Source organism: Streptomyces sp. NPDC005799, from assembly GCF_040630525.1.
In the GTDB taxonomy this organism is placed as follows: Bacteria; Actinomycetota; Actinomycetes; order Streptomycetales; family Streptomycetaceae; genus Streptomyces; species Streptomyces griseorubiginosus_B.
Genome location: NZ_JBEXXQ010000002.1, coordinates 105,039 through 131,109, shown reverse-complemented (window position 1 = coordinate 131,109; position 26,071 = coordinate 105,039). Strand labels below are relative to the sequence as shown.

General features: G+C 70.4%; 21 protein-coding genes. 1 reads left to right on the top strand and 20 read right to left on the bottom strand.

Translation table 11 applies throughout. The features are described from left to right. Positions 1 to 12: 12 nt before the first annotated feature. From ABZ453_RS02570 to ABZ453_RS02545, 6 genes are all read right to left on the bottom strand, one after another. Positions 13 to 753, bottom strand: coding sequence for an SDR family oxidoreductase (locus ABZ453_RS02570; RefSeq protein WP_359010778.1), 741 nt, complete (start codon positions 751 to 753; stop codon positions 13 to 15). A 48-nt stretch (positions 754 to 801) separates the two neighbouring features. Continuing rightward, the gene (locus tag ABZ453_RS02565) at positions 802 to 2,388 is read right to left on the bottom strand and encodes a Na+/H+ antiporter (RefSeq protein WP_359010776.1); all 1,587 of its coding nucleotides are present in this window, start codon (positions 2,386 to 2,388) and stop codon (positions 802 to 804) included. An 88-nt stretch (positions 2,389 to 2,476) separates the two neighbouring features. Beyond that, a complete protein-coding gene (locus ABZ453_RS02560) occupies positions 2,477 to 2,947 on the bottom strand; it encodes a GNAT family N-acetyltransferase (RefSeq protein ID WP_359010774.1) in 471 nt (156 codons plus the stop codon). Next, on the bottom strand, positions 2,944 to 3,888 hold the full coding sequence (locus tag ABZ453_RS02555; RefSeq protein ID WP_359010772.1) for an RluA family pseudouridine synthase: 945 nt from the start codon (positions 3,886 to 3,888) through the stop codon (positions 2,944 to 2,946). The genes ABZ453_RS02560 and ABZ453_RS02555 overlap by 4 nt, the downstream gene beginning before the upstream one ends. 58 nt (positions 3,889 to 3,946) lie before the next feature. Then, complete coding sequence (lspA, locus tag ABZ453_RS02550; RefSeq protein ID WP_208778209.1) at positions 3,947 to 4,522, bottom strand: signal peptidase II; 576 nt, start codon at positions 4,520 to 4,522, stop codon at positions 3,947 to 3,949. 61 nt (positions 4,523 to 4,583) lie between these two features. Next, on the bottom strand, positions 4,584 to 5,846 hold the full coding sequence (locus ABZ453_RS02545; protein WP_359010769.1) for a TraR/DksA family transcriptional regulator: 1,263 nt from the start codon (positions 5,844 to 5,846) through the stop codon (positions 4,584 to 4,586). Positions 5,847 to 6,440: 594 nt separating this feature from the next. Here ABZ453_RS02545 and ileS point away from each other — a divergent pair. Further along, positions 6,441 to 9,578 carry an isoleucine--tRNA ligase gene (gene ileS, locus ABZ453_RS02540; protein ID WP_359010767.1) on the top strand — a complete coding sequence of 1,046 codons (3,138 nt, stop codon included), beginning with the start codon at positions 6,441 to 6,443 and terminating at the stop codon, positions 9,576 to 9,578. A 207-nt stretch (positions 9,579 to 9,785) separates the two neighbouring features. Here ileS and ABZ453_RS02535 read toward each other — a convergent pair whose 3' ends face one another. The 14 genes from ABZ453_RS02535 to ABZ453_RS02470 form a co-directional block, all read right to left on the bottom strand. Next, the gene (locus ABZ453_RS02535; protein ID WP_359010765.1) at positions 9,786 to 11,054 is read right to left on the bottom strand and encodes a DivIVA domain-containing protein; all 1,269 of its coding nucleotides are present in this window, start codon (positions 11,052 to 11,054) and stop codon (positions 9,786 to 9,788) included. 52 nt (positions 11,055 to 11,106) lie between these two features. Next, a complete protein-coding gene (locus ABZ453_RS02530; protein WP_016435858.1) occupies positions 11,107 to 11,391 on the bottom strand; it encodes a YggT family protein in 285 nt (94 codons plus the stop codon). A 71-nt stretch (positions 11,392 to 11,462) separates the two neighbouring features. Further along, positions 11,463 to 12,104 carry a cell division protein SepF gene (gene sepF / locus ABZ453_RS02525; RefSeq protein ID WP_133042841.1) on the bottom strand — a complete coding sequence of 214 codons (642 nt, stop codon included), beginning with the start codon at positions 12,102 to 12,104 and terminating at the stop codon, positions 11,463 to 11,465. Between the two features lie 129 nt (positions 12,105 to 12,233). Next, entirely contained in the window at positions 12,234 to 12,953 is a 720-nt protein-coding gene (locus ABZ453_RS02520; RefSeq protein WP_359010762.1) for a YggS family pyridoxal phosphate-dependent enzyme, read from the bottom strand. A gap of 5 nt (positions 12,954 to 12,958) precedes the next feature. Further along, complete coding sequence (gene pgeF, locus ABZ453_RS02515; RefSeq protein WP_359011169.1) at positions 12,959 to 13,693, bottom strand: peptidoglycan editing factor PgeF; 735 nt, start codon at positions 13,691 to 13,693, stop codon at positions 12,959 to 12,961. 13 nt (positions 13,694 to 13,706) lie between these two features. Then, positions 13,707 to 14,903: a cell division protein FtsZ gene (ftsZ, locus tag ABZ453_RS02510; protein ID WP_133042843.1), complete on the bottom strand. Its 1,197-nt coding sequence runs from the start codon at positions 14,901 to 14,903 to the stop codon at positions 13,707 to 13,709. Between the two features lie 278 nt (positions 14,904 to 15,181). After that, positions 15,182 to 15,985, bottom strand: a complete 804-nt coding sequence (locus ABZ453_RS02505; protein ID WP_359010760.1) for an FtsQ-type POTRA domain-containing protein — start codon at positions 15,983 to 15,985, stop codon at positions 15,182 to 15,184. A 43-nt stretch (positions 15,986 to 16,028) separates the two neighbouring features. After that, positions 16,029 to 17,126 carry an undecaprenyldiphospho-muramoylpentapeptide beta-N-acetylglucosaminyltransferase gene (gene murG / locus ABZ453_RS02500; RefSeq protein WP_359010758.1) on the bottom strand — a complete coding sequence of 366 codons (1,098 nt, stop codon included), beginning with the start codon at positions 17,124 to 17,126 and terminating at the stop codon, positions 16,029 to 16,031. 6 nt (positions 17,127 to 17,132) lie between these two features. After that, a complete protein-coding gene (ftsW, locus tag ABZ453_RS02495) occupies positions 17,133 to 18,503 on the bottom strand; it encodes a putative lipid II flippase FtsW (RefSeq protein ID WP_359010756.1) in 1,371 nt (456 codons plus the stop codon). Positions 18,504 to 18,523: 20 nt separating this feature from the next. Then, positions 18,524 to 19,957: a UDP-N-acetylmuramoyl-L-alanine--D-glutamate ligase gene (gene murD, locus ABZ453_RS02490; RefSeq protein ID WP_359010754.1), complete on the bottom strand. Its 1,434-nt coding sequence runs from the start codon at positions 19,955 to 19,957 to the stop codon at positions 18,524 to 18,526. Then, positions 19,939 to 21,009 (bottom strand): phospho-N-acetylmuramoyl-pentapeptide-transferase, encoded by a 1,071-nt coding sequence (gene mraY, locus ABZ453_RS02485; RefSeq protein ID WP_133043089.1) that lies wholly within the window; start codon positions 21,007 to 21,009, stop codon positions 19,939 to 19,941. The genes murD and mraY overlap by 19 nt, the downstream gene beginning before the upstream one ends. Further along, positions 21,009 to 22,424 (bottom strand): UDP-N-acetylmuramoyl-tripeptide--D-alanyl-D-alanine ligase, encoded by a 1,416-nt coding sequence (gene murF, locus ABZ453_RS02480; RefSeq protein ID WP_133042848.1) that lies wholly within the window; start codon positions 22,422 to 22,424, stop codon positions 21,009 to 21,011. The genes mraY and murF overlap by 1 nt, the downstream gene beginning before the upstream one ends. Before the next feature lie 4 nt (positions 22,425 to 22,428). Next, positions 22,429 to 23,949: a UDP-N-acetylmuramoyl-L-alanyl-D-glutamate--2,6-diaminopimelate ligase gene (locus ABZ453_RS02475; RefSeq protein ID WP_359011166.1), complete on the bottom strand. Its 1,521-nt coding sequence runs from the start codon at positions 23,947 to 23,949 to the stop codon at positions 22,429 to 22,431. A 161-nt stretch (positions 23,950 to 24,110) separates the two neighbouring features. After that, entirely contained in the window at positions 24,111 to 26,066 is a 1,956-nt protein-coding gene (locus tag ABZ453_RS02470; RefSeq protein ID WP_359010752.1) for a penicillin-binding protein 2, read from the bottom strand. Between the last annotated feature and the right edge of the window lie 5 nt (positions 26,067 to 26,071).

Below are 26,071 nucleotides of genomic sequence, written 5' to 3'. Positions count from 1 at the left end.
GCGCCGGCGGGCTCAGTGCCCGCGCTCGGCGCCCCCGTTGACCTGGATCACCTGGGACGTGACGTGCGCGGCGCCCGCTGAGGCCAGCCAGTGCAGGGTCGAGGCGACATCGCCGGGGGTGCCGGCGCGCTTGTCGAGCGTGTCGGCGACGAGCCGCTCGCGCCGGGCCGGGTCCATGGCGGGCCCGAAGAACTCGGTGTCCTCGATGTAGCCGGGCGCGACCACGTTCGCGGTGATCCCGCGCGGCCCGAGCTCCCGCGCCAGGTCATGGGCGTACGGGTGCAACGCGGCCTTGGCGCCCCCATACGCCCCGCTGCCTGAGCCCCGGTAGGCGGCGATGGAGCTGACGAACAGCACCCGTCCGCCCGGGGAGGCGAGCCGGTTCTTGAGGGCCTCGGTGAGCAGGGCGGCGGTCAGGGTGTTGAGCCGGAAGTTGACCGTCCAGTTGTGCGCGACCCGGTCGAGCGGGTCCTCGCTCCCGGCCGGGGGCTCCAGCTGCCCGGTGCCGCCGGCGCCGTGGATCAGCACGTCCACGGTCCCGAACTCCTCCGCCACGAACTCCGCGACCCCGCGCACGGCGGCGGTGTCGGCCAGGTCGGCGGCGTACGTCGACGCCCCCGGCACATCGGCCTTCCGCAGGATCTCGGCCCGCCGCCCGAGCAGCAGGACGCGGTCGCCCTCCGCCGCGAACACCCGCGCCGCCGCGAGCCCGATTCCCGTACCTCCACCACTGATCACCACATTGCGAGCCATGATCCGAACCCTACGCATGCGCAGCCCGGCGCGCGCAACCGTTTCCGGTCAGCGCAGGCTGCGTACGTCGAGATGGCGCAGCACCCGGTCCACGATCTCCGGGTCCGCCCCAGGCTCGCTGCGCGCGGCCATCACCTCGTGCCGTGCGGCGCTCAGCAGCTCGCCCTGGATCCGCCGCATCCGCTTGAGCCGACGCACCCGCATCTCGTGCGCCTCGCGCCGTTCCTCCTCGCCCATGTCCGGGCTGATCCGCACGCCGATCTCCAGGGCCCGCCGCAGCATCTGCTCCGACAACTCGTCCGGCAGGTCCTCGACCTCCTCGATCTCCTTGAGCCTGCGTTTGGCGGCCTTGGCGGCGCGTACGGCGAGTTCCTTCTCGAACGCCTTCTCGTGCTCGGTGTCGGCCTGCACCCCGAGCCTCCGCACCAGCCAGGGCAGGGTCAGGCCCTGCAGCACCAGCGTGCCCATGATCACGCCGAAGGCGATGAAGACGATCTCGTCCCGGTCGGGGAAGGCCGAACCGTCGTCGGTGGTCAGGGGGATCGCGAGCGCCAGCGCCACCGAGGCCACGCCCCGCATCCCGGACCACCACATCACGATGGTCTCGCGCCAGCCCATCGGGATGTCCTCGTCGTGGTCCCGTCTGGCGTGCAGCCGTTTGGTGAGCCAGGTCGCCGGGAGCAGCCAGGCGAGCCGGACCAGCACCACCACGGCGAGCACCGCAGCCGCCCAGCCGAGCATCTCGCCCCACCGTCCGGACGCGGTGCGGATCGCGTTGTGCAGCTCCAGGCCGATCAGCCCGAAGGCGACACCGGTGACGAGCGTGTCGACGATGTCCCAGAAGGTGTGCCCGGCCAGCCGGGTCATCACGTCGTCGGGGTCGGACGCGTACTCCGCGAGGAAGAGCGCGGTGGTGAGCACGGCCAGCACCCCGGAACCGTGCAACTCCTCGGCCAGCACGTAGGAGGCGTACGGCACGAGCAGCGTCAGGCCGACCTGCAGGGTGGCGTCGCCGAGCACGTCGAGGAACCTGTTGGCGCCCCAGCCGAGGGCGACGCCGATCGCGACGGCGACCACGGCGGACAGCACCAGGTCGAGGGCGGCGCGGCCCGCGTGGAACTCGCCGCTCACCGCGGCGGCGACCGCGACGTGGTAGAGCACGATCGCCGTGACGTCGTTGAACAGGCCCTCCCCCTCCAGGATGGACACCAGACGGCGGGGCAGGCCCAGTTGGCCCGCGACCGCGGTCGCCGCGACCGGGTCGGGCGGCGCGACCAGGGCGCCGAGCGCGACGGCGGCGGCGACGGGCAGTCCCGGCACGATGGCGTGGGCCATGACGGCCACGCAGAGGGTGGTGACGAAGACCAGCGCCACGGCCAGCAGGAAGATCGGCCGCCGGTTCGCCGCGAACTGCCGCCAGGACGTGCGGCGCACCGCCGCGTACAGCAGGGGCGGCAGCAGCAGCGGCAGGATCAGCTCGGGCGGGACGTTCACGTTCGGCACGAAGTCGGCCACCGCGAGGGCGACCCCGAGCAGGGTCATCAGCACCGGCGCCGGCACCCCGAACCGGTCCCCCAGCGGCACGCTCAGCACGGCCCCCAGCAACAGGACGAACAGCAGGGCCAACTGATCCACGGTCAGCGCTCCGGGAGGATCGACGGACGGGAGGCGGACTTCAAGCCTGCCACGCCACCGATCCCACCAGCCCTTTCGGTCCCCTTCGCTACAGGGTGCGCCGCATCGCCCGGTGCGGGATGCCCGCCTCCGGGTACTCCGGCCCGTACGCCGCGTACCCCAGCCGCTCGTAGAACCCCAGGGCGTGCGTCTGCGCGTGCAGGTCCACGGCCGTCAGCCCCCGCGCGCGTGCCGCGTCCTCGATCGCCCGTACGAGCGCCACGCCGACGCCGAGGCCACGGGCCTCCCGGGTGACGGCGAGCCGCCCGAGCGAGCCCACCGAGAGGTCCCCGTCGACCTTCGCCGCGGCCGCCTCCCCGTGCAGCAGTCGCCCGGTGCCGAGCGGCACCCCGTCGTCCCGCACGGCCAGCACGTGCAGGGCCACGGCGTCGTACGCGTCGTACTCGATGTCCTCGGGCACGCCCTGCTCGCCGACGAAGACCTCCTTGCGCACCGCGAAGCACGCCTCCAGATCGGCCGGGTCCTCGGCGATGCGTACGTCGTACGCGCGCGTGCTCATCCGTACGTCTCCTCGCGGACCTGGTCCAGGGCCTTCTGCAGGTCCGCCGGATAGTCGCTCGCGAACTCCACCCACTCGCCGTCCCCGGGGTGCTCGAAGCCGAGCCGGACGGCGTGCAGCCACTGCCGGGTCAGGTGCAGCCGCTTGGCGAGGGTCGGGTCGGCGCCGTAGGTGAGGTCGCCGACGCACGGGTGGCGGTGGGCGGCCATGTGGACGCGGATCTGGTGGGTGCGGCCGGTCTCCAGCTTCACGTCGAGCAGGGAGGCCGCGCGGAACGCCTCGATGAGGTCGTAGTGCGTGACGGACGGCTTGCCGTCGGCCGTGACCGCCCACTTGTAGTCGTGGTGGGGGTGGCGGCCGATGGGCGCGTCGATGGTGCCGCTGGTCGGGTCGGGGTGGCCCTGGACGAGCGTGTGGTAGCGCTTGTCGACCGTGCGCTCCTTGAACTGCCGCTTGAGCGAGGTGTACGCGCGCTCCGACTTGGCGACCACCATCAGCCCGGAGGTGCCGACGTCGAGCCGGTGCACGATGCCCTGGCGCTCGGCGGCACCCGAGGTGGAGATGCGGTAGCCGGCCGCGGCGAGACCGCCGATGACCGTCGGCCCCGTCCAGCCCGGCGACGGGTGGGCGGCCACGCCGACCGGCTTGACGATCACCACCACATCGTCGTCGTCGTGCACGATCTCCATGCCCTCGACCGGCTCGGCGACCACCTGCACGGGGGCGGGCGCCTGCGGCATCTCGACCTCGAGCCAGGCGCCGCCGTGCACCCGCTCGGACTTGCCGACCACCGAGCCGTCGACCGTGACCTTCCCCGTCGCGGCGAGCTCCGCGGCCTTCGTCCGGGAGAAGCCGAACATGCGGGAGATGGCGGCGTCGACACGCTCGCCCTCCAGGCCGTCGGGCACGGGCAGGGTACGGATCTCGGGAATCGTGCTCACCCGTCGAGTATGCCGGACAGCGCCGACCGTCCCGACCGCGCCTGTGGACAACCGCCGGTCAGTCCTTGTGGACGGTGCCGTCCGGGTCCAGCCCCTTGAAGGACAGCAGCACGATCAGGATGCCGCCGCACACGATCGCCGAGTCGGCCAGGTTGAAGACCGCGAAGCCCTTGGGAGCGATGAAGTCGACCACCGCGCCCTCGAAGACGCCCGGCGAGCGGAAGATCCGGTCGGTGAGGTTGCCGAGCGCGCCGCCCAGCAGCAGGCCCAGCGCGATCGCCCAGGGCAGGCTGTAGAGCTTGCGGGCGAGCCGGGCGATCACCACGATCACCGCCGCGGCGATCACCGTGAAGATCACGGTGAAGGCCTCGCCGAAGCCGAAGGCCGCGCCCGCGTTGCGGATCGCCTCGAGCTTCAGCCAGTCACCGATCAGCTCGATCGGCGCGTGGTGCTCCAGCTTCGCGACCACGAGCAGCTTGCTGACCAGGTCGAGCGTGTACGCGAAGGCGGCCACCGCGAACAGCACGGCGATCTTGCGCCTGCCCCTGGGCGGCGCCGACCCGTCCCGCTGCGACTCGGCCCCCGCCGCCTCCGGGGAATCCGGCGTACCGATGATGCGCTCCGCCTCTGCCACGTGAGTCCCTCAACCTAGGTACCTGACTGAGCACGAGGGTACGGCACGCATGTGTGGGCCCTCAGTACCGGCGTTCCTGCTTCTGCTTGCACTCCACACACAGGGTGGCCCGGGGGAAGGCCTGCATACGGGCCTTGCCGATGGGGTTGCCGCAGTTCTCGCACAGCCCGTAGGTGCCGGCGTCCAGCCGCTGCAGGGCGTGCTCGGTCTGGGTGAGCATCTCCTGCGCGTTGGCCGCGAGCGCCATCTCGTGCTCGCGCGTGATGTTCTTGGCGCCGGTGTCCGCCTGGTCGTCGCCCGCGCCGTCCCCGGAGTCCCGCATCAGGCCCTGCAGAGCCTGCTCCGACGACGTGATCTCGTCCCGCAGCCGCTGCTCCTCGGACAGCAGCTCCGCACGCGCCTCCTCGACCTCCTCCGGCGTCCACGGGTCCTCACCGGGGCGCACCGCGAGCTCGCCCGGCTCCACAGCCGCCGCGATCCGCGCCTTGGGTACGGCGGTCTTCGCCGCCGTGGCCGTGCCAGGAGTCTTCTTCGCAACCACTGTCGTGGCTCCCGTCTGCTCCGCGGTCTGCGCCGCGCCCGCCTTCTTGGCCGTGCTCTTGCTCTTCTTCGCCGCGGCGACCTTCTCGGCGCCGGCGGTCCTCTTGGCGGTGACCTTGCCGCCGGCCGCCTTCCCGGTGGCCGTCTTCCCGGCAGCCGCCCGCTTCGTGGCCTCCTCCTTCCCCGAGGCCTTCTTCGCAGCGGCCTTCTTCACCGCGGCTTTCCTGGCGGCCGTCTTCTTCGCAGCGGCCTTCTTCCCCGGATCCGCTGCCTTGACCGCCGCCTTTTTACCCGCGGCCGTTTCCTTGCCCACCGCCTTCTTACCCGCGGCCGTTTCCTTGCCCACCGCCTTCTTCGTCGCCGCGGCCGTCTTCTTGGCCGCCGTCTTCCTCGCCTCTGCCGACTTCTCCACCGCGGTTTTCCCAGCCGCGGTGCTCTTCGCCGCCGTCTTCCCCGCCGTCGACTTCTCCGCTGCCGACTTCTTCTCTGCCGTCTTCTCCGCCGCCGACTTTTTCGCCGCCGACTTTTTCGCCGTCGACTTCTTCGCTACGGCCTTCTCGGCCGTCGCCGCCCTGCCGGCCGGCTTCTTCGCGGCCGTCGCCCTCCCCGTGCCCGGATGTCTCTCCGGCCCCTCCCCCTCGGCCGTCTTCTTCGCCGCCCCGCCGGCGGCCCCCCGTACCGTCCTCACCCTCTTCTTGCCGCTCACATCCTTGGCCGCACCGCCCGAGGCCTGTGTGGACCTGCCGGACGCCGACTGCTGTACGGCGGTCTTCTTCGCCACCATGGCCGCGGCCCCTTCACATATTGTGATCTTGCACGCGAATCGTGCTGGGACGATAAATCGACTTGAGTCCCGCGGCAACGGGGCACACCGCCCGATTCGCCCGGCTCGCGCACGCCGCTCCGCAAGCCTGCATGCGTTGTGCCCAGCTCCCCGCGGGGTAATCCGCCGTGCCGTCCGTCCCAGGATCCGAACACGCGTACCGCTCCATTCGGGTCACATCCGGCCGTAGGGCACCGCGACCCCCGGGTACCCGAAAACCGGTCGGACGCTGTCCGCGCGGCGCCGTACACTGGGCGGAGCGAAAAGCGTGGATGGGGACGAGTAGCGGCGTACGCAGCCCAGAGCGACCCGGGGACGGTGGAAGCCCGGGGGCGAGCGCGACGCGAAGATCACCCCGGAGCCGCCGGAGGAACCCCCGCGAGGGGCAGTAGAACCGGCATCGCGACCCCAATGAGGGGGCTCACCGGTGCACACCACGCGCCGGAGGGCCAAGGAGGGTGGTACCGCGGGAGCACGCCGAAACCGGCGTAGAGAAAGACACGGCTCTCGTCCCTCCGGACGGAAGGCAGCAAGTCCGCCGGAGGAAGCTCGCTGATGACAACGCCGACGTACCGCCAGGTGCCCGCCCAGGTCGACCTGCCCGCGCTCGAGCACGCGGTGCTCGACTTCTGGCGCGAGCAGAAGATCTTCGCCAAGACCCTGGAGCAGTCCGAGGGCCGCCCCGAGTGGGTGTTCTACGAGGGCCCGCCCACCGCGAACGGCATGCCGGGCGCCCACCACATCGAGGCGCGCGTCTTCAAGGACGTCTTCCCTCGCTTTCGCACCATGCGCGGCTACCACGTGGCCCGCAAGGCCGGCTGGGACTGCCACGGCCTCCCGGTGGAGCTCGCGGTCGAGAAGGAGCTCGGCTTCAGCGGCAAGCAGGACATCGAGAAGTACGGCATCGCGGAGTTCAACGCCAAGTGCCGTGAGTCGGTGACCCGGCACACGGACGCCTTCGAGGCGCTCACGACCCGCATGGGCTACTGGACCGACCTCCAGGACCCCTACCGCACGATGGACCCCGAGTACATCGAGTCGGTCTGGTGGTCGCTGAAGGAGATCTTCGGCAAGGGCCTGCTGGTCCAGGACCACCGCGTCGCCCCCTGGTGTCCCCGCTGCGGCACGGGTCTGTCCGACCACGAGCTGGCGCAGGGCTACGAGACGGTCGTCGACCCCTCCGTGTACGTCCGTTTTCCGCTCACCTCCGGTCCGCTGGCCGGCCAGGCCGCGCTCCTGGTGTGGACGACGACCCCGTGGACGCTGGTGTCCAACACCGCGGTCGCCGCGCACCCCGAGGTCACCTATGTCGTCGCCACCGACGGCACGGAGAAACTCGTCGTCGCCGAGCCGCTCGTCGGCAAGGCGCTCGGCGAGGGCTGGGAGGCCACCGGCGAGTCCTTCAGCGGCGCCGAGATGGAGCGCTGGACCTATCAACGTCCGTTCGAGCTGGTTGAGTTCCCCGAACCCGCGCACTACGTGGTCAACGCCGAGTACGTGACGACCGAGGACGGTACGGGTCTGGTCCACCAGTCCCCCGCCTTCGGTGAGGAGGACCTCAAGGTCTGCCGCGCCTACGGCCTCCCCGTCGTCAACCCCGTGCGCCCGGACGGCACCTTCGAGGAGGACGTCCCGCTGGTCGGCGGCGTCTTCTTCAAGAAGGCGGACGAAAAACTCACCGAGGACCTCCAGCAGCGCGGCCTCCTGTTCAAGCACATCCCGTACGAGCACAGCTACCCGCACTGCTGGCGCTGCCACACCGCGCTCCTCTACTACGCGCAGCCGTCCTGGTACATCCGCACCACGGCCATCAAGGACCGCCTCCTCCAGGAGAACGAGAACACCAACTGGTTCCCGGAGACGGTCAAGAACGGCCGGTACGGCGACTGGCTGAACAACAACATCGACTGGGCGCTGTCCCGCAACCGCTACTGGGGCACCCCGCTGCCGATCTGGCGCTGCGAGGACGATCACCTCACATGCGTCGGCTCCCTCGCCGAGCTCACCGAGCTGACCGGCACGGACCAGTCGGGCCTCGATCCGCACCGCCCGTTCATCGACGAGGTCACCTTCGCGTGCCCGACGTGTGCCAAGACGGCCACGCGCGTGCCGGAGGTCATCGACGCCTGGTACGACTCGGGTTCGATGCCGTTCGCGCAGTGGGGCTACCCGTACAAGAACAAGGAGCTGTTCGAGAGCCGTTACCCGGCGCAGTTCATCTGCGAGGCCATCGACCAGACCCGCGGCTGGTTCTACACGCTGATGGCGGTCGGCACGCTGGTCTTCGACAAGTCCTCCTACGAGAACGTCGTCTGCCTCGGCCACATCCTCGCCGAGGACGGCCGCAAGATGTCCAAGCACCTGGGCAACACCCTGGAGCCGATCCCGCTGATGGACCGGCACGGGGCGGACGCGGTGCGGTGGTTCATGGCGGCCGGCGGTTCGCCGTGGGCGGCACGCCGCGTGGGCCACGGCACGATCCAGGAGGTGGTGCGCAAGACGCTGCTGACCTACTGGAACACGGTCGCCTTCCAGGCCCTGTACGCCCGTACGTCCGACTGGGCGCCCAGCGAGGCCGATCCCGCCCCCGCCGACCGCCCGGTCCTGGACCGCTGGCTGCTGTCCGAACTCCACGCGCTCACCGACCAGGTGACGCAGGCTCTGGAGGCGTACGACACCCAGCGCGCCGGCAAGCTGCTCTCGGCGTTCGTCGACGACCTGTCCAACTGGTACGTCCGCCGCTCCCGTCGCCGCTTCTGGCAGGGCGACAAGGCGGCGCTGCGCACCCTGCACGAGGTCGTGGAGACGATCACCAAGCTGATGGCCCCGCTGACCCCGTTCATCGCCGAGCGGGTCTGGCAGGACCTGGTGGTGCCGGTGACCCCGGGCGCCCCGGAGTCGGTGCACCTCGCCTCCTGGCCGGAGGCGGACCTGTCCGCCATCGACCCGGAGCTGTCGAAGCAGATGGTCCTGGTACGGCGGCTGGTGGAACTCGGCCGGGCCACGCGCGCGGAGTCGGGCGTCAAGACCCGTCAGCCGCTGTCGCGGGCGCTGGTCGCGGCGGCGGGCTTCGACTCGCTGGACCGGGAGCTGCACGGTCAGATCACGGAAGAGCTGAACGTCAGCGCGCTCGCGTCGCTGAGCGAGGTCGGCGGCTCCCTGGTGGACACCACCGCCAAGGCCAACTTCCGGGCGCTGGGCAAGCGGTTCGGCAAGCGGGTGCAGGAGGTCGCCAAGGCCGTGGCGAACGCGGACGCGGCGGCGCTGTCGCTGGCCCTGCGTGAGGGCACGGCGTCGGTCGAGGTCGACGGAGAGACGATCACCCTGGCTCCGGACGAGGTGATCATCACCGAGACCCCGCGCGAGGGATGGTCGGTGGCGTCCGACTCCGGTGCGACGGTGGCGCTGGATCTGGAGATCACGGAGGAGCTGCGGCAGGCGGGGCTCGCGCGTGACGCGATCCGGCTGATCCAGGAGGCCCGCAAGAACAGCGGTCTTGACGTGGCCGACCGGATCGCCCTGCGCTGGACGTCCACGGACTCCGCGGTCGTCGCGGCGCTGGGCGAGCACTCCGGTCTGATCGCGGACGAGGTCCTGGCGACGGACTTCGCCCAGGGCGAGGCCGACGACTCGTACGGCGAGCCGTTCACGGACGAGGGCCTGTCCCTCACGTTCCGCCTGCGCAAGGCATAGCATCCCGCACGCTTGAAGGCCCGGCCCTCCCGAGGGTCGGGCCTTCGGCGTTCCGGCTGGGTCACCGCGCATGAAGAGCGCGGCCACCGCGAAGGGAAGCCCAGCGATCAACGCGCATAAAAAGGGCGGGGTCCCGGACCGAAATCCGGGACCCCGCCCTTGAACGCTGCCGACGCCTACGGCGTACTACTCACCGTGTCGCGGCCGTCAGTTGTCGTCCTCGTCGATCAGGAACCCGCGCATGGGCGAGGGGGCCTGGCCCATGGGGGACGGACCCTGCGGACGGACCGGAGCCATCGGCTGGGTCATGGCCGGCGTCATCTGCTGCTGGCCGCCGTAGGACGGGCCAGCGGGGCTCGGCGCACCGCCCATGGTCTGGTTGCCACCGTAGGACGGGGCGCTCGCGCCGGCCGGGGCCATGGAAGGCGCCGGGGACGGCGGGAGGCTCGCGGCGGCCGGAGTGCGCGGCGGGGCCAGCGAGTCGTCGGCCTGAGTCTCCAGCTGACGCAGCTGCGACTCCAGGTACGACTTCAGACGCGTGCGGTACTCGCGCTCGAAGCCGCGCAGATCCTCGACCTTGCGCTCCAGCGTGGCGCGGGCGGACTCCAGGGAGCCCATCGCGACGCGGTGCTTCTCCTGCGCGTCCCGCTCCAGGGCGTCGGCCTTGGCACGGGCGTCACGCTCGAGACCCTCGGCGCGACTGCGGGCCTCGCCGACGATCTTGTTGGCCTCGGAACGGGCCTCGGCGATCGCCTGGTCGGCGGTCTGCTGGGCCAGCGAGAGGACACGGGCGGCGCTGTCGCCACCGGGGCCCTGACCGGGGCCGCCCATCGGACCGCCCATGGGGCCACCCATCGGGCCGCCCATCTGCTGCTGCATGGGGGGCTGGCCCATGGGGCCGCCCATCTGGCCCTGACCCATGGGGCCCTGACCCATCGGACCCTGGCCCATGGGGCCCTGACCCATCGGACCCTGACCCATCGGACCCTGACCCATCGGACCCTGGCCCATCGGCCCCTGACCCATCGGGCCGGGACCCTGCGGGCCGCCCTGTCCACCGGGACCGGCGGGCAGCTGCGGCGCACCGCTCGGCAGCTGGGGCGGGCCACCCATGGGGCCACCCATCTGCTGCTGCGGCGGGCCCGATATGCCGGCCGGCACGGGGGCGCCCGGCCCGCGCATGCCCTGCTGAGGCATACCGCCCTGCTGAGGCATGCCACCCTGCGGCATGCCGCCCTGCTGGTCCTGCGGACCGCCGGGACCCTCCGGGGGCTTGCGCATGTTCTGCTGGTTCTGTGCAGCGGCGCGCGTGGCCGCGGCCAGTTTGGCGCGCAGGTCCTCGTTCTCCCGGAGCAGGCGGGTCAGTTCGGCTTCGACCTCGTCGAGGAAGGCATCGACCTCGTCCTCGTCATAGCCTTCTCGGAGGCGGACGGTCGTGAACTGCTTGTTCCGCACGTCCTCGGGGGTCAACGGCATCTCTTCACCTCAACGTAGTCGTCGGCATCGGCAAGACGGTAGGTCACATCGCTCACAGCCGGCTCACGATCGAGATCAGGATGTAGACGATGATCATCAGTACGAAGAAGGACAGGTCGAGCGCCACGCCCCCGAGACGCAGCGGCGGGATGAACCGCCGCAGAAGCTTGAGCGGTGGATCAGTGACAGTGTAGGTGGCCTCCAGAACGACCACCATCGCCTTGCCGGGTTGCCATGAGCGGGCGAACTGGAAGACGTAGTCCATGACCAACCGGAAGATGAGCACGATGAGGAAGCACATCAGCGCGATGTAGATGACATCCAGGACCACGCTCATTGCTGGTGCTTCCCTCTCCCCTGTTCCGTGCTGCTGGGTACTACTTGTACTGCTGTTTCCGGTCGTGCGTCTCAGCTCTGGTTGAAGAACCCGCCCTCTGCGATGCGGGCCTTGTCCTCCGCCGTGACATCGACGTTAGCAGGCGACAACAGGAACACCTTCTGCGTCACCCGCTCGATGCTGCCGTGAAGACCAAACACCAATCCGGCCGCAAAGTCGACAAGTCGCTTCGCGTCTGTGTCGTCCATCTCAGTCAGATTCATGATCACCGGGGTGCCCTCACGGAAGTGTTCCCCGATGGTACGGGCCTCGTTGTAGGTCCGCGGGTGCAGTGTGGTGATCCGGTAAGGCTCTCGTTCCGACACGACCTTGGGCATGATCACCGGCGCGTTCTTCTCCAGGCTTGCGCGTTCTTGTGTGATGGACGCCACGGGCGCGATGCGCGCCGGACGGCCGGATTCCGCGGGTAGCGAAGCGGAGCGGGCTACCGGCTCGCGCGGCGCGGGCGGTTGTACGATTCGCACCTCTTCGTCCCTTTGGGACTGATGTGCCAAGTGCGACTGGTGGGACGGCTCGTGCCGTCGGTGGTCCCGCTCCGGCTCGGGGTCCAGTTCGGGCTCGAAGTCGTCATCGGGGTCGAATCCCCGGCCGTCGTACCCATCGTCCTCCACGAGGCCGAGGTAGACCGCCATCTTGCGCATCGCGCCGGCCATGCTCTGAGTCCTCCGCTCTGTGGTGGATCGACTGACGACCGTCAAGTGCCCGCGATCCACGAGGCCGTTGTGCCCGCCTTCCGGCGGCATTGACCATATTTTCTGCTGTGGTCCGACTTCCTGGCGACGTTACCCGAGCCGTGCGCGGACTCCGAGTACCGCCGTACCGACGCGCACATGTGTCGCCCCGGCCGCCACGGCCTGCTCGAGGTCCGCACTCATCCCTGCCGAGACCATGTTCGCAGCCGGATGGGCTCGGCGCAGGTCGGTCGACAAATCCATCAACCGCTCGAACGCCGCCTGTTCACGTCCCGCGTAGGGCCCGGTCAGCGGTGCGACGGTCATCAGACCGTCCAGCCGCAGACCCGGCGAACGGGCGACCAGGTCGCCCAACTCTTCGATTCCCTCAGGACCGACACCCCCGCGCTCCCCGCGACCGCTCTCGTCCGCGTCGAGCGCGACCTGGATCAGACAGCCGAGTTCGCGCCCCTGCCGCACCGCCTCCTTCGAGAGCGCCGTGACCAGCCGGGCACGATCGACGGACTGCACCATATCGGCGTAACCGACCACGGAACGAACCTTATTGGTCTGCAACTGACCAACGAAGTGCCAAGTCAGCGGCAGATCCGCACATTCCGCGGCCTTCGGGGCCGCGTCCTGGTCCCGGTTCTCGGCGACATGGCGCACGCCGAGCTCCGCAAGGATCCGCACGTCGCCGGCCGGATACGTCTTGGTGACCACGATCAGCGTCACCTCCTCGCGAGCGCGCCCGGCGGCGGCGCAGGCGTCGGCGATGCGACGCTCCACCTTCGCCAGGTTTTCGGCGAGTTCATCCTTACGGTCCGTCATGTCCCTCAGTCCAGCCAGACATATCCCGCGAGTCGCCCCGTGGTGCGATCGCGCCGGTACGAGAAGTGATCGCCCGACTCCCGGGTGCACACCGGCGACCGCTCCAAGTCGCGCACCCCGAGCCGTTCGAGCTGCGCGTGCACGCCGGCGGTCACGTCGACCGCCGGCGTGCCCCAACTCGTCTCGGCGTACGCCGCCGGCTCGACGGCGGCCACGTCCGCGCGCATCGCCTCCGGCACCTCGTAGCACCGCCCGCACACGGCGGGCCCGGTACGGGCGACGATCCGGGCGGGGTCGGCGCCGAGCTCGGTCATCGCGCGTAGCGCGGCGGGGACGACCCCGGCGACCATGCCGGGCCGGCCCGCGTGCGCGGCGGCGACGATCCCGGCGACCGGGTCGGCGAGCAGAACGGGCGTGCAGTCGGCGGTGAGCACGGCGAGGGCGAGTCCGCGGCGCGCGGTGACGACCGCGTCGACCTCCGGCACCGGGCGCTCTGCCCAGGGACCGTCGACGACGGCCACCTCGTTGCCGTGCACCTGGTTCATCCACACGACCCGTGCCGGATCGACGCCGAGCGACTTGGCCGCCAGCTCGCGGTTGGTGCGTACGGCGTCGGGGTCGTCGCCGACCGCCCCGCCGAGGTTGAGCTCCTCGTACGGAACGGCGCTCACCCCGCCCCACCGGCTGGTGAAGGCGAAGTGCGCGCCGCCCATGGTGCTCGTTTCCGAGCGTTGCTCCATCACGTCAGAAGGATCACTTGAGGAAGTCCGGTACGTCCAGTTCCTCGGCCGCGCTGTCGGTGTAGGACCGGGACGGCGGGACCGGCGGGGAGACCGGGAGGTCGGCGGCCGGCTCGGGCGCCGGCTCCGGGTCCTCCTTCGGCGTGACGCTGCCGAGCGAGCCGAAGGACGGGCGGGACTCGGGCTGCCGTACCGGAGTGGGCTCCTCACGGCGGGAGGAGGCGGAGGACGAGCCGAGGACGTTGTCCCGGCGGGCCGGCGGCTGGCCGCCGTCGAAGCCGGCCGCGATCACGGTGACCCGGACCTCGTCGCCGAGGGCGTCATCGATGACCGCGCCGAAGATGATGTTGGCCTCGGGGTGGGCGGCCTCGCTGACCAGCTGGGCGGCCTCGTTGATCTCGAACAGGCCGAGGTCGGAGCCACCGGAGATGGAGAGCAGCACACCGCGGGCGCCGTCGATGGACGCCTCCAGCAGCGGCGAGGAGATGGCCATCTCGGCCGCGGCCACCGCGCGGTCGTCGCCGCGGGCCGAGCCGATGCCCATGAGGGCGGAACCGGCCTCGGACATCACGGACTTGACGTCGGCGAAGTCGAGGTTGATGAGGCCGGGGGTGGTGATGAGGTCGGTGATGCCCTGGACACCGGAGAGCAGGACCTGGTCCGCGGACTTGAAGGCGTCGAGCACCGAGACCTGGCGGTCCGAGATGGACAGCAGCCGGTCGTTCGGGATGACGATGAGGGTGTCGACCTCTTCGCGGAGTTCGGCGATGCCGTCCTCGGCCTGGTTGGCGCGGCGCCGGCCCTCGAAGGTGAACGGGCGGGTGACCACGCCGATGGTGAGGGCGCCCAGGGAGCGGGCGATGTTGGCCACGACGGGCGCGCCGCCGGTGCCGGTGCCGCCGCCTTCACCGGCCGTCACGAAGACCATGTCGGCCCCCTTGAGGACCTCCTCGATCTCCTCGCGGTGATCCTCGGCGGCCTTGCGGCCGACGGCCGGGTTGGCTCCGGCGCCGAGTCCGCGGGTGAGTTCGCGGCCGACGTCGAGTTTGACGTCGGCGTCGCTCATCAACAGCGCCTGCGCGTCGGTGTTGATGGCGATGAACTCGACGCCCTTGAGACCGACCTCGATCATCCGGTTGATGGCATTGACACCACCGCCGCCGACACCGATGACTTTGATGACTGCGAGGTAGTTCTGCGGTGCTGCCACGTCGAAGGCCTCTCGCCTCGAGTTACGTGTCGCCGATTCGCGGGTGAGCGCGATCCGACGACTGATGCCGAATGGGACGGTCCGTAGCGCCGACCCGAACCCTAACGTTGAAGTTTAGGGTTACCAGTGTGACTGTTCGCTGGAGTCTTCCGAACAGGACACTAAGTCGACAAGTGGCGCACGTTCAACGAACACGCCGAACCTCCCGTTTTTCTTTTCACCCTATGTGATCAGCCATAGCGCTGCCCAACCAGGGTGCTGGCCTGCGCGGATGTGCGTCAACTCCCCGATGACGCCGGGGCGGTGGGAACCGAGACGTCGAAGTGCCGCGCGTCCGGCGCCGCTTTCATCAGGGCGGTGAGCGTACGGGCCTTCAGCGCGCCTCGCTCGCCGCTTCCCCAGGCGACCGTGCGGCCGTCGCCCAACTCCAGTGAGATGTCGTCGAAGGAACGCACCTTGACGCTCCGGGTCTCGTGCGCGACGGCGGCCGGAATGGACCGGGCGACCGCCACCGCCTCGCGCACCAAGCGGTCCTCGCCGAAGCGGCGCAGGCTCGCGGCGGCGGAACCCGAGCGGGAGATGCTCAATTCGAGCGCGGGAGCGCCTTTCGGCGCTTCGGAAACCGTGGCGAAACGGACGCCCTTGCCGTCCACTTCGATGAACTTTCCGCCCTTTTGGACAATCAGAACCGGAGTGCGCTCAACCACTTTCAGGTCGATTCCATGGGGCCACGAACGAACCACGTCAACCGTGTCAATTCGGGGCAGTTTCCGGCGCAGTCGTGACGCGATCGCATCGGTGTCGACGGAAATCAGCGGCGCCCCGACGGGGACTTCGGCGGCCTCGCTCACCTGCGCGGGCGTCAGCACCCGGGTGCCGGAGACCGTCACGCGCTCCACGCGCGTCCAGGAGGAGCCGTACAACGCCCAGAGGCCGGCCGTACCGAGGAAGACCATCGCGACGGCGAACATGATGATCGTACGAAGCCGTCGCCGCACCATCCGCCGCAACCGCCGGGCGAGGGGCGGACCGGACGACTCCTGCTGGCGTTCCCCGCGCTCCACGGTCGTCGGTCCGGCCACGGCCCCTGCCCTTCACCCACACGGAAATACAGCCCTGTCAGCCCTATCGGGGTGCACGGTGGGCGGCGATCGCCTCGTACACCATGCCGACGAGCAGGTCGTCGGCGTCCCGGCGGCCGAACTCGCTTGCCGCGCGGGACATCTCGTACAGCCTGTGCGGGTCGGCGAGCACGGGCAGGACGTTCTCCCGCACCCAGTCGGGCGTCAGTTCCGCGTCGTCGACCAGCAGTCCGCCGCCGGCCTTGACCACCGGCTGGGCGTTCAGCCGCTGTTCGCCGTTGCCGATGGGCAGCGGGACGTAGGCGGCCGGGAGCCCGACGGCGGAGAGTTCGGCGACGGTCATCGCGCCCGCGCGGCAGAGCATCATGTCGGCCGCGGCGTACGCGAGATCCATCCGGTCCAGGTAACTTACCGGGATGTAGGGGGGCATTCCCGGCATCTGCTGCACATGCGGCAGTTCGTTCTTCGGGCCGACCGCGTGCAGGATCTGGATGCCGGCCTGCTGCAGCCACGGCGCGACCTGCTGGACCACCTCGTTGAGGCGGCGGGCGCCCTGCGAGCCGCCGGAGACCAGCAGCGTGGGCAGGTTGGGGTCGAGGCCGAACATGTGCCGGGCCTCGGGACGGGCTGCCGCCCGGTCCAGGGTGGCGATGGAGTGGCGCAGCGGGATCCCGATGTAGCGGGAGTTGCGCAGCTTGCTGTCCGGGGTGGCGACGGCCACCTGGGCCGCGTACCGGGAGCCGATCTTGTTGGCCAGGCCCGGGCGGGCGTTGGCCTCGTGGATGACGATCGGCACACCGAGGCGCTTGGCGGCGAGGTAGCCGGGCAGCGCCACATAGCCGCCGAAGCCGACGACCGCGTCCGCCTTGGTGCGCTCCAGGATCTGCTCGGTCGCCTTGATCGTGCCGCGCAGCCGGCCCGGGACGGTGATCAGCTCGGGCGTGGGCTTACGAGGCAGCGGTACGGCGGGGATCAGCGCGAGCTCGTAGCCCCGCTGTGGGACGAGCTTGGTCTCCAGGCCCCGCTCCGTGCCCAGGGCCGTGATCCCCACGGTCGGGTCCTGCCTGCGCAGGGCGTCCGCGAGGGCGAGCGCGGGCTCGATGTGGCCGGCGGTCCCCCCACCGGCGAGTACGACATGCACCGAAATTCACCGCTCTCCGGACGGCCGCGCCGTGGGCGCCCGCCGTCGCATCGTGTTCCATCTCCGAGGAGCCCCGGTTCGTCCATCGACGAGCACTGCTCCCGCTCGCTTTCTACCAAAGCGGGGTTGCCGCAGGGAAAGCGCCGCCCGCGCAGCGGGCTCGTCGCGCGCGAACGCGATCAGCAGCCCGATGGCGAACATGGTCGGCAGCAGGGCGGATCCTCCGTAGGAGAACAGCGGGAGGGGGACACCGGCGATCGGCAGCAGGCCGAGCACCGCACCGATGTTGATCACCGCCTGCGCGGTGATCCAGGTGGTCACGCCTCCCGCGGCATACCTGACGAAGGGGTCCTCCGTACGTCCGGCCACGCGGATACCCGCATAGCCTAGAGCCGCGAAGAGGGCGAGCACCGACAGCGTCCCCGCCAGGCCCAGTTCCTCACCGGTGACGGCGAAGATGAAGTCCGTGTGCGCCTCCGGGAGTTGGCCCCATTTTTCCACACTCGCACCAAGCCCGGAGCCGAAGATTCCGCCGGAGGCGAGGGCGTAGATCCCGTGCACGGCCTGCCAGCAGTCGGCGGCCCCGGACCGGGGCTCGGTGGCGCCGATACAGGCGAGCCGGGCCATGCGGTTGGGGCTGGTCTTGATCAGGATCACACCGAGGGTGGCGGCGATCGACAGCACGCCGACGAAGAGGCGGGTGGGTGCCCCGGCCAGCCACAGCAGGCCGAACAGGATCGCCGTGAGGATGATCGCCGTGCCCATGTCGCCGCCGAGCATGATCAGCCCGAGCAGCAGGAAGGCGGCCGGCACCAGCGGTACCAGCATGTGCTTCCACTGGTTGAGCAGGTTCTTGTCCTGTTTGCGGGCCAGCAGGTCGGCGCTCCACAGGACCAGTGCGAGCTTGCCGAACTCACTGGGCTGGATCTGGAAGGAGCCGCCGAGCGAGATCCAGTTCTGGTTGCCGTTGACCGACATCCCTATCCCCGGGACCTGCACCAACACCATGAGGAAGACGGCGCCCGCGAGGATCGGGTAGGCCAGCGCCCGGTGCAGCCTGACCGGCATCCGGGAGGCGATCAGCAGCAGGACGCCGCCGATCACGGCCGCGAGCAGCTGTTTGCGGAAGAAATAGGAGCCGGGCAGGGACATCTGCAGCGCGGTGATCTGGGAGGCCGAGTAGACCATCACCAGGCCGAGCACGGTGATCAGGAAACTGCCGCCGGCGATCAGGTAGTAGGCGGTCAGCGGCCGGTCCCAGGCGCGTTTGGCGTTGACGTAGACGCGCCGCAGCGGATTGTCACGGGACGGCCGGGAAGCGGCGGGACGTCTGACGGCCCCCTGCACGGGCGGCCGTCCGGTACGGCTACTGGGCATCAGCGCCTCCGCTGCGTCGGTCAGGAGCCGAGTTCGCGAACCGCCTCCGCGAACGCGTCACCGCGCTTGTTGTAGTTGGCGAACATGTCCATCGAGGCACAGGCGGGAGCCAGCAGCACCGTGTCGCCTGCGACCGCGAGCCGCCGGGCCTCCCGGACGGCCGCGAGCATCGCCCCAGTGTCGGTCCGGTCGAGGTCGACGACGGGTACTTCCGGCGCGTGTCGCGCGAGGGCTTCGCGGATCAGGGCGCGGTCCTGTCCGATGAGCACGACACCGCGAAGTCGCTTTGCCGACTTGGCGACCAGCTCGTCGAAGGTCGCACCCTTGGCGAGTCCGCCCGCAATCCATACGATCGACTCATATGCCGCCAATGAGGCTTCCGCGGCATGGGTGTTGGTGGCCTTGGAGTCGTCGATGTAGGCGACACCGTCGACGTCGGCCACGTGCGCGATGCGGTGCGCGTCCGGCGTGAAGTTCCGAAGCCCGTCGCGTACGGCCGTGGGGGGCACCCCGAAGGCACGCGCGAGGGCCGCCGCGGCAAGGGCGTTGGCGATGTTGTGCGGGGCCGGCGGACGGACGTCGGAGACCTCGGCGAGTTCCTGGGCGTTCTTCTGCCGGTTCTCCACGAAGGCGCGGTCGACCAGGATGCCGTCCACGACGCCGACTTGGGAGGGACCGGGGGTGGCGAGGGTGAAGCCGATGGCCCGGCAGCCCTCCTCGACGTCGGCCTCGCGGACCAGGTCCTCGGTGGCCTTGTCGGCGACGTTGTAGACGCAGGCGACCCGATTGCCCTCGTAGATACGGCCCTTGTCCCGGGCGTAGGCCTCCATGGAGCCATGCCAGTCGAGATGGTCGGGGGCGAGGTTGAGCACCGCCGCCGAGTGCGCCCGCAGGGAGGGTGCCCAGTGGAGCTGATAGCTCGACAACTCCACCGCCAGGACGTCGTACTGCTCCTCGCCGAGCACGACGTCCAGCAGCGAGACGCCGATGTTGCCGACGGCCGCCGTGCGCAGACCCGCCGCCTTCAGGATCGACGCCAGCATCTGGACGGTGGTGGTCTTGCCGTTGGTGCCGGTCACGGCGAGCCAGGGGGCCGCGTCGGGTCCGCGCAGCCGCCAGGCGAGCTCGACGTCGCCCCAGATGTCGACGCCCGCCTCGCGGGCCGCGGTGAACAGCGGCTTGTCCGGCTTCCAGCCGGGCGCGGTGACGACGAGTTCCGTGCCGTCGGGCAGGGTGGCGCCGTCTCCCAGCCGCACGGTGACCCCCAGGGCCTCCAGCTCGGCGGCCTGTTCACGCGCGCGTGCGTCGTCGCCGTCGTTGACGACCGTGACGACCGCCCCGCGCGCGTGCAGCGCCTTGGCCGCCGGGATGCCGGAGACGCCGAGTCCTGCGACGGTGACGTGCTTGCCCTCCAGGGAGAGCCCCTGCCGGTCGGTCACTTGTCCGCTGCCCATCCCGCGTAGAAGAGGCCCAGTCCGACGATCACGCAGATGCCCTGGATGATCCAGAAGCGGACCACCACCAGGACCTCGGACCAGCCCTTGAGTTCGAAGTGGTGCTGGAGTGGCGCCATCCGGAAGACGCGCCGGCCGGTGAGCCGGAACGAGCCGACCTGAATGACCACCGACATGGTGATGAGGACGAACAGACCGCCCATGAGGGCCACCAGCAGCTCCGTGCGGGAGAGGATGGCCAGGCCGGTCAGCACGCCGCCGAGGGCGAGCGAGCCGGTGTCGCCCATGAAGATCTTGGCGGGCGAGGTGTTCCACCACAGGAAGCCGAGGCAGGCGCCCATCAGCGCGGAGGCGATGACCGCGAGGTCGAGCGGGTCGCGCACCTCGTAGCAGGCGCCCGGGTTGGTCAGGGTCTGCGCGTTGGCGCAGGACTCCTGGAACTGCCAGACGCCGATGAACGTGTAGGCGCCGAAGACCAGGACGGAGGCGCCGGTGGCGAGGCCGTCCAGACCGTCCGTCAGGTTCACGCCGTTCGACATCGCGAGGATCATGAACAGCGCCCAGACCACGAACAGCACCGGGCCGATCGACCAGCCGAAGTCGGTGATGAACGACAGCTTCGTGGAGGCCGGGGAGTTGCCGCGGGCGTCCTGGAACTGCAGGGCGAGCACCGCGAAGGAGATGCCGACGATCAGCTGGCCGGCCATCTTCGCCTTGGCCCGCAGGCCCAGCGAACGGCGCTTGACGATCTTGATGTAGTCGTCGAGGAAGCCGACCAGGCCCATGCCGACCATCAGGCCGAGCACCAGCAGGCCCGAGTAGGTGGGCGCGTAGCCGGTGATCACCTTGGAGAGGAAGTAGGCGGCGACCGTGGCCAGGATGAAGGCGATGCCGCCCATCGTCGGCGTACCGCGCTTGCTGGCGTGCTCACGGGGGCCGTCGTCCCGGATGTACTGCCCGTAGCCCTTGCGGGCCAGGAGCTTGATCAGCAGCGGGGTGCCGACCAGGGTCAGGAACAGACCGATGACTCCCGAGAACAGGATCTGCTTCATCATCGGGCAGCGACCTCACCCTCGGCACCGGTCGCGAGCAGCGCCTGGGCGACGCTCTCGAGGCCGACCGAACGGGACGCCTTCACGAGCACGACGTCCCCCGGGCGCAACTCGCTGCGCAACAGGTCGACCGCCGCCTGTGCGTCGGACACGTGCACCGACTCCTCACCCCACGAACCCTCGTTATATGCGCCCAGTTGCAGCCAGGACGCTTCCCTGCCCCCGACCGCGACGAGCTTGCTGACGTTGAGCCGGACGGCGAGCCGTCCGACCGCGTCGTGCTCGGCGAGCGCCTCGTCCCCGAGCTCGGCCATCTTGCCGAGCACCGCCCAGGTCCGCCGCCCCCGGCCCATCGCCGCGAGCGCGCGCAGGGCGGCTCGCATGGACTCGGGGTTCGCGTTGTAGGCGTCGTTGACGATGGTCACGCCGTCCGGTCGCTCGGTGACCTCCATGCGCCAGCGGGAGAGGGAGTCCGCCTCGGAGAGCGCGGTGGCGATCTCTTCCGCGGACATGCCCAGCTCATGGGCGACGGCGGCCGCGGCGAGCGCGTTCGACACGTGGTGCTCACCGTACAGGCGCATGGTCACATCGCTTGCACCGGAGGGTGTGTGGAGCCGGAAGGCGGGCTGTCCGGTGTCCGTGAGTCGCACGTTCTCGGCGCGTACGTCCGCTTCGTCGGCCTCGCCGAAGAGGACCACCTTCGCCTTCGTACGGGACGCCATGGCCCGTACGAGCGGGTCGTCCGCGTTGAGGATCGCGGCGCCGCCGTCCTGTGCCGACGGAAGGGCCTCCACGAGTTCGCCCTTGGCCTGCGCGATCTGCTCACGGCCGCCGAACTCGCCGATGTGCGCGGAGCCGACGTTGAGCACCAGCCCGATCCTGGGCGGGGTCAGCTCGGTGAGGTAGCGGATGTGGCCGATGCCGCGGGCGCCCATCTCCAGCACGAGGAACCTGGTGTCCTCGGTGGCGGACAGGGCCGTGAGCGGCAGCCCGATCTCGTTGTTGAGCGAGCCGGGCGTGAACACTGTCGGCGCCTTGCGCCGCAGCACCTGGGCGATGAGGTCCTTGGTGCTGGTCTTGCCCGCGGAGCCGGTGAGCGCCACGAGGGTCGCGCCGAGGCGGCGTACGACATGACGGGCGAGGGCGCCGAGGGCGGCCTGGACGTCGTCCACGACGATCGCGGGCACGCCGACGGGCCGCGAGCCCAGGACGGCCACCGCGCCCGCCGCCACGACCTGCTGGGCGAAGTCGTGGCCGTCGACGTGCTCGCCGACGAAGGCGACGAAGAGCCCGCCCGGCTGCACCTCCCGCGAGTCCCGGACGACCGGAGCGGTGACCTGGACGGACGGATCCGGTATGTCGTGCGTCTGCCCGCCGACGACTGAGGCGATCTCGGCGAGAGAGAGGGCGATCACAAGTTCATCCCTGGGTCTGCTGGATGGCTTCTCGAAGCACCTGGCGGTCGTCGAAGGGACGGACCACCCCGGCGATGTCCTGGCCCTGCTCGTGGCCCTTGCCCGCGACGAGCACGGTGTCTCCGGGCCGTGCTCGGGCGACGGCCGCTGCGATCGCGGCCGCCCGGTCCTCGAAGACCTGGACCTCGCCGCGTTCGTGTGCTGGTACGGACGCCGCGCCCTCGAGCATGGTTGCAAGGATGGCGAGGGGGTCCTCGGAGCGGGGGTTGTCGGAGGTCAGTACGGCGGTGTCGGCGAGGCGGGCCGCGGCGGCGCCCATCGGGCCGCGCTTGGTCCTGTCCCGGTCGCCTCCGCAGCCGAGCACGACGTGCAGCCTGCCCTCGGTGACCTTGCGCAGGGCGCGCAGCACCGATTCGACGGCGTCGGTCTTGTGGGCGTAGTCCACAACCGCGAGGTAGGGCTGTCCGGCGTCCACGCGCTCCAGCCGCCCGGGCACGCCCGGCACCGCGGCGACGCCGTCGGCGGCGGCCTGCGGGTCCAGGCCCGCGGCGGCGAGGGCGACGATCGCGGCGAGGGTGTTGGCCACGTTGAAGGGGCCCGGCAGCGGCGCCTTGGCCTCGATGCGCTCGCCCTCGGGGCCGATCACGGTGAACGTGGAGTCGAGTTGGCCGATCACGACGTCCTCGGCCCGCCAGTCGGCGTCCGGGTGGCCCTCGGCGGAGTAGGTCACGACCGGGACGGTCGCCTCCACCGCGAGCCTGCGGCCGTACTCGTCGTCGACGTTGACCACGCCGAGTCTGCTGCGCCGCGGTGTGAACAGCTGCGCCTTCGCCTGGAAGTAGTCCTCCATGCCGGAGTGGAACTCCATGTGCTCCGGGCTGAGGTTGGTGAAGACGCCGATGTCGAAGACGCAGCCGTCGACCCGGCCGAGAACCAGGGCGTGGCTGGAGACCTCCATGGCGACCGCCTCGACCCCGCGCTCGCGCATCACCGCGAACAGGGCCTGCAGATCGGTGGCTTCGGGGGTGGTGCGCTCGGACTTGATGCGTTCGTCGCCGATGCGCATCTCGACCGTGCCGATCAGGCCGGTGTTGTTCTTGGTCTTCAGACCGCCCTCGACGAGGTAGGCGGTGGTGGTCTTGCCGGAGGTGCCGGTGATGCCGATCTGCAGCAGGTCGCGGCCCGGGTGGCCGTAGATGGTGGCCGCCAGTTCGCCCATCCGCCCGCGCGGGTCGTCGACGACCAGGACCGGCAGGCCGGTGGCCGCGGCGCGCTCGGCGCCGGTCGGGTCCGTCAGCACCGCGACCGCGCCGAGGCCGGCGGCCTGGTTGGCGAAGTCCGCGCCGTGCAGACGGGCGCCCGGGAGGGCGGCGTACAGGTCGCCGGGGCGGACCGCGCGTGAGTCATGGGTGATGCCCGTGACCTCTGCGGGGCTCTCGGGCCTTGCGGCACCCAGCTGATCGGCGAGCTCCGCGAGGGGTGTGGCGGAGACCTGAACCGGTCGTGGCGGCCCCGGATATGTCACGGAAACGCCCTTCTGGGTGGTTTGGGACTGATCAGCGTGTGGCACGGCGGTGAGCGTACCGGGCGCACCCGCCCGGGAGCGAAGCGAGGGGCGGGGGACGTCCGGCTTGCCGGAGTCGGGAGTGATCATGGTCACGGAGCGTTCCTGGCTGGTTGCGCTGATCAGGGTGTGAAGGTGACGGGCAGGGCCGCGGGCTTCGCGCCGGTGGGCGGGACCTGGAGGGTCTTGAGTGCGAACTCCATCACCTCCTTGAAGATGGGTCCGCAGATCTGGCCGCCGAAGTAACTGCCCTTCGTCGCGTTCTGGATGGCGCAGTAGACGGTCACGCGCGGGTTGTCCGCGGGGGCGAAACCGGCGAACGAGGACGTGTAGCCGCGGTACTTGCCGGTGGCCGGATCCACGCGGTTGGCCGTACCCGTCTTGCCCGCGACCCGGTAGCCGGGGATGCGCGCCTTGGTGCCGGTGCCCTCCTGGTCGTCCACGACCGACTCCAGCATCTGGGCGAGCGTCTTCGCCGTCTTCGCGCTGACGACCCTGGTCTTCCGGGGCTTGGCGGCCGGCGTGAAGCGTCCGTCGGCCCCCTTGGCGCCGCGGACGAGGGTGGGCTCGATACGAACGCCGCCGTTGGCGATCGTCGAGTAGACGGACGCCGCCTGCATGGCGTTGAGGGACACGCCCTGGCCGAAAGGAATCGTGTACTGCTGCGAGGTCGACCACTTGTCGGGCGGCGCGAGGATGCCCTTGGTCTCGCCCGGGAAGTCGAGTCCGCTGTAGCTGCCGATGCCGAACTTGCGCAGGTAGGAGTAGAGGACCTTGTTGGCCTGCGCCTGCGTTCTGCCGAGCTGGCCGGTGGCCAGGATGGTGCCGATGTTGCTGGACTTGGCGAGCACGCCGTTGAGGGTGAGGTCCCAGGTCGCGTGGTCGATGTCGTCCTTGAAGAGCCGGTCGCCGCGGTGCAGCCGGTTGGGCACCACGACATGCGTCAGCGGGGTGGCCACGTTCTCCTGCAGTACGGCGGCCATCGACATGATCTTGGCGGTGGAGCCGGGCTCGTAGGCGTCCTCGACGGCCCAGTTGTGCAGGGCGTTCGGATCCGCCTTGGACAGGTCGTTGGGGTCGAAGCCGGGCGAGTTGGCCATGGCGAGGATCTCGCCCGTCCGGGTGTCCTGCACTATCACGTACCCGCGGTCCGCCCCGGACTTCTTGACCTGCTCGCTGATCGCGTTCTGGGCGGCCCACTGGATGTCCCGGTCGATGGTGAGCTCGACGTCGCTGCCGGGCACCGCGGGCGTCTCGGTGGAGCCGGCGGTGGGGATCAGCCGGCCGCCGGACTGGGCGTAGCGGATCTTGCCGGCCTTGCCGGACAGTTCCTTGTTCAGTTCCTGCTCGACGCCCCCGCCGCCCTGGCCGGTGTCGTTGACCCAGCCCAGTATCCCGGCGGCGAGGTCGCGGTTGGGGTACACGCGCTTGCTGCTGGGATCGGCGAAGACGCCGGCCAGGACGTTGGCGGTGCCCGGGTCGGTCGCCGCCTTCTGGGTGAGCGCGTTCCTCAGGTCCTTGATCTGCGTCCAGACCTGCGGGGTCTGACGGCGCGCGAGCAGGACGTAGCGCAGCTTCTTGTTGGCCGGCCGCAGCTTCTTGACGAGGGTGGCCTGGTCCTGGCCGAGGATCGGCGCGAGCAGCGCGGCCGCCTGCTCCGGGCCGTCGTCGATCTTCAGCTGGGCGCGGGTGAACATCGTCGGGTCGGCCGTGAGGTCGTAGGCGTCCACGCTGGTCGCCAGGGTCACGCCATTGCGGTCGGTGATCCCGCCGCGCTCGGCGGCCAGGGTGTGCACGACGTACCGGTTCTGCTCGGCCTTGGCGGCGTACGTGCTCGCGTCGACGGCCTGGACCTGCAGCAGCCGTACGACGAACGCGATCAGCACCAGGGTGAGCGCCAGCGCGACCATGCGCAGCCGGGGGCGGGGGCTGCCGAGCTTGAGGGGGTTCGGGGCCGCGGACCGGGCAGCCGCCGGACGGCGGGCCGCCGGACGGGCACCGGTGCCGGGCCGCCGCTGACCGGCGGCGGGACGGGCGGGGCCGGGCACGCGGCGGCGCGGCGATTCCCTGTCGGACACTTCCG